Source organism: Planctomycetota bacterium (genome assembly GCA_026387035.1).
Classification (GTDB): Bacteria; Planctomycetota; Phycisphaerae; order FEN-1346; family FEN-1346; genus JAPLMM01.
This window is the reverse complement of record JAPLMM010000104.1, coordinates 1-2,883: the sequence shown is the minus strand read 5'-3', so window position 1 is coordinate 2,883 and position 2,883 is coordinate 1. Positions and strand designations below refer to the sequence as shown.

The following is a 2,883-nucleotide window of genomic DNA, read 5'->3' as shown; positions in this document are numbered from 1 at the left end:
GAAGAACACGGAGATGCCGCTCGGCACGCGGAAATAGGCCGACCCGTCCTCCTCCACCGGCACGGTCCCGAGCAGGAACTTGCCGGGGTCTTCCGAGGAGACGCCCAGGTTCGGCTGGTTCATGTGGGGCTGGACCTTGGTCGGCACGCCGACGACCCGCAGCCATTTCACCCTGTCCCGCGCGAGGCCCGGCAGTCCCTGGTAAACGTCCTGGAGAAGGAAGGAGCCTTCCTGCGCGCCGTCCCACGCCACGGTGGTGGCGTACACCGGCGGCTTGGGGCGCGGGCGGACCGGGACGGCAGTGCGGCGGAAGCTTGCGGTCGCTCCAGCCCACCAGGAAGTGCTCCTCGGAAAGCGGCCAGGGGTTGGCGTAATAGCAGGTCGGCCAGGCTTCGGTCTCGGGGAACGGCACCTCGGGCGTCAGGCGGACGATCGGGTCGGCCCCTTCCGTGCCCCGGGTGCGGTCAAACAGCACCAGCGAGCCGCCCGTGATCGAGTGGTGCGCGGAGGCCGTGAACACGAGTTTCCGCGAGTTCGGAATCGAGCAGGCCTCCAGGACGGCCTGTGGCCGCACCGTGTAGTTGCCGTAGACCAACTGCGAATTCGTGCCGTCCGGGCGCGTCGACCACAGGCTGAAGAAGTGGCCGTTGAACCGGTCGATGTAGTCCCAACGGGAGTAGAGGACCTGGCCGTCGTTGGCCACGGCGGGGGTCCACTCGAAGTTCTCGAAGGCCGACAGCGGCCGCAGGTTGCCGCCGACGGAGTCCATTGCGTGGAGCGTGAAGACGGGGACGGGCCGGTAGTTGTCGCCGCCGCAGCGGACGTAACTGTCGGGCAGGTCGCCGGCCAGCGTGGCCATCGTGTTGGCCTTCGTGCATTGGACGAACTGCCCCTTGCGGGTCGAGAGGAACACAATGTCGCCGCTCGGCAGGTACTGCGCGTCGAAGTCGTCGTACCGGCCGCGCGTCAACTGCCGCCGGCCGCTCCCGTCCAGGTTCACCTCGAAGATGTGGTAGAAGGCGTCCTCCGGCACGTTGGCCTTGTCCGCCTTGTTCCTGAGGTCCGCGACGTGCGGGTAGTACCGGCAGTAGGCGAACAGAACCTTCTTCCCGTCGTACGAGAGGTCCGGCCGCAGGTAACTCCCCTCGGGCATGTCGGCCGTCAGGCACCTCAGGCGCGGCTCCGGGCCCTTGAACCCTTCCAGGATGAATATGCCGCCCCCGGGCCGCGACCACCAGCCGTAGAACTGGTCGGAGATGTGCGGGAACCGCCCCGGGGCCGACTTGACGAACAGGATCGCGTCGAAGTCGAGCAGGGGGTTCTTCAGGGCCATGCGGCGGACCACCCCGCGGGCCTCGAAGTGGAGTCGGCGGCGGGTCGCGTCCGGGGCGTCGGCCGGCAACTCCTTCAGCCGATCGCGGATCTGTTCCAGCGTCCCTACTTCCACGTCGACGGGCACGCCCAGGCGGCGGAGGCTCTTTGCCAGTTCAAGGCCGCGCTCGATGGCCCGCGCCGTGGAATAAGCCTGCGGGCCGGCCGGCGCCTCGCCGCGGAGGGCCTCCTGGCGGAGCCAGTCGGCCTCAACCTCGTCGGGGGCGACGATGGCGCCGCCCGCCAAGGCTTGGCCTGCCCCTAAAGCAACGGTGCACGGCAGCAACAAGCCCAGTAGCATCTCCGTTGCTTTAACCTCACACCTCCCTCGCGTCCGGCTTATCGAAGCAGCCTCCGCGATTTTCACCTGTCCTCCCTGCCACGGTTTCGTCATTTGCCGCCGCTCGCAACGGTCGGCGGCGCTTTGCAGGAAAAGCGTCCACCTCGTCCGGCTTGGACGGGTGTCCGCTTGCACCCTTTGCGCAAATCGCCCTTTTTATAACCCAAACCCTGCCGGCGGGTTCCGTTCAAAATCCTCTATCGGTACGACCTCGACCATTGTCCGCGCCAATCGCAGGGAATTCAAGCACGCGGGATCATTTTCGGCGCCACGCGGCCGCAACCCATGCCGCCCGTTCATCGGCAAGAGGGGGACGCTGCGCCCTTCGCGCTCGTACTTCTCCGGCAAATCTTTCAGGCGGGCCACGATCTCCGGATGCTCGCCCGCCACGTTGTGCTGCTCGCCGACGTCCGTTTCGAGTCGGAACCGGACATGGAAGGAGCCCGCGCCGGCGTCCGGCACGCTTACGTCCCCAGCGCCTGCTGCTCCGCGATGATGCGGTCGAAGAGCGCGTGCCGCGCGGCATCCGGCTTGTAGGTGGTCAGCCGCTTCTTAAAGTGTTCCGCTGCCCCGGCCATGCCTTGGTCCAGGCTCACGCGGCACTCGAACTTTCCGGCGACCGCCATGACCTTCGAGTTGTCGAACATCACCGACCAGCACTTGTCGCCCAGGAGCGAGCCGACCCACTCGCGGTTGTAGCGGATGAGGGTGTCCGTGGCCACGTGGACGATCTTCGCCTCGACGCCGAGCGCCCGGCACATGGCCGTGTAGATCGCGTCCCACGTGTACGCCTCCAGGTGCCGGGTGATGTGGAACGCTTCGCCCAGCGCCCGAGCGTTCCCGAGGAGGCGCGCGAAGGGCACGGCGAAATCGTCGCTGTGCGTCAGCGTCCAGATGCCCGTCCCGTCGCCCCAGACGATGAACGGCTTGCCGTTGACGGCTCGCCAGGCCGCGTCGTCGCCCGTCCCGACGCCGCCGGGGAACCGCCGCCGGTGCGTGTGACTGGGGCGAACGATCGTCACCGGCAGACTGCCCTCCCCGTGCCAGCCCACGAGCGCTGCCTCGACGTCCGCCTTCTTCTGGGCGTACGACGAATACGGATTCCCCAGGGGAACGTCTTCGTTGATGACGATCCCTGCCATCGGCTTCTTGTACGCCGACGCCGACGAAAT

General features: G+C 67.3%; 3 protein-coding genes. All 3 read right to left on the bottom strand.

Features of this window, described 5'->3' with window-relative positions:
- The coding region (locus NTX40_03725) for a hypothetical protein (GenBank protein MCX5648195.1) at positions 1–1,672 on the bottom strand (1,672 nt) is incomplete at its 3' end.
- 195 nt (positions 1,673–1,867) lie between these two features.
- The gene (locus NTX40_03720) at positions 1,868–2,173 is read right to left on the bottom strand and encodes a hypothetical protein (protein MCX5648194.1); all 306 of its coding nucleotides are present in this window, start codon (positions 2,171–2,173) and stop codon (positions 1,868–1,870) included.
- 2 nt (positions 2,174–2,175) lie between these two features.
- Positions 2,176–2,883, bottom strand: a 708-nt coding sequence (locus NTX40_03715) for an NAD-dependent epimerase/dehydratase family protein (protein ID MCX5648193.1), incomplete at its 5' end; no start/stop codon positions are given.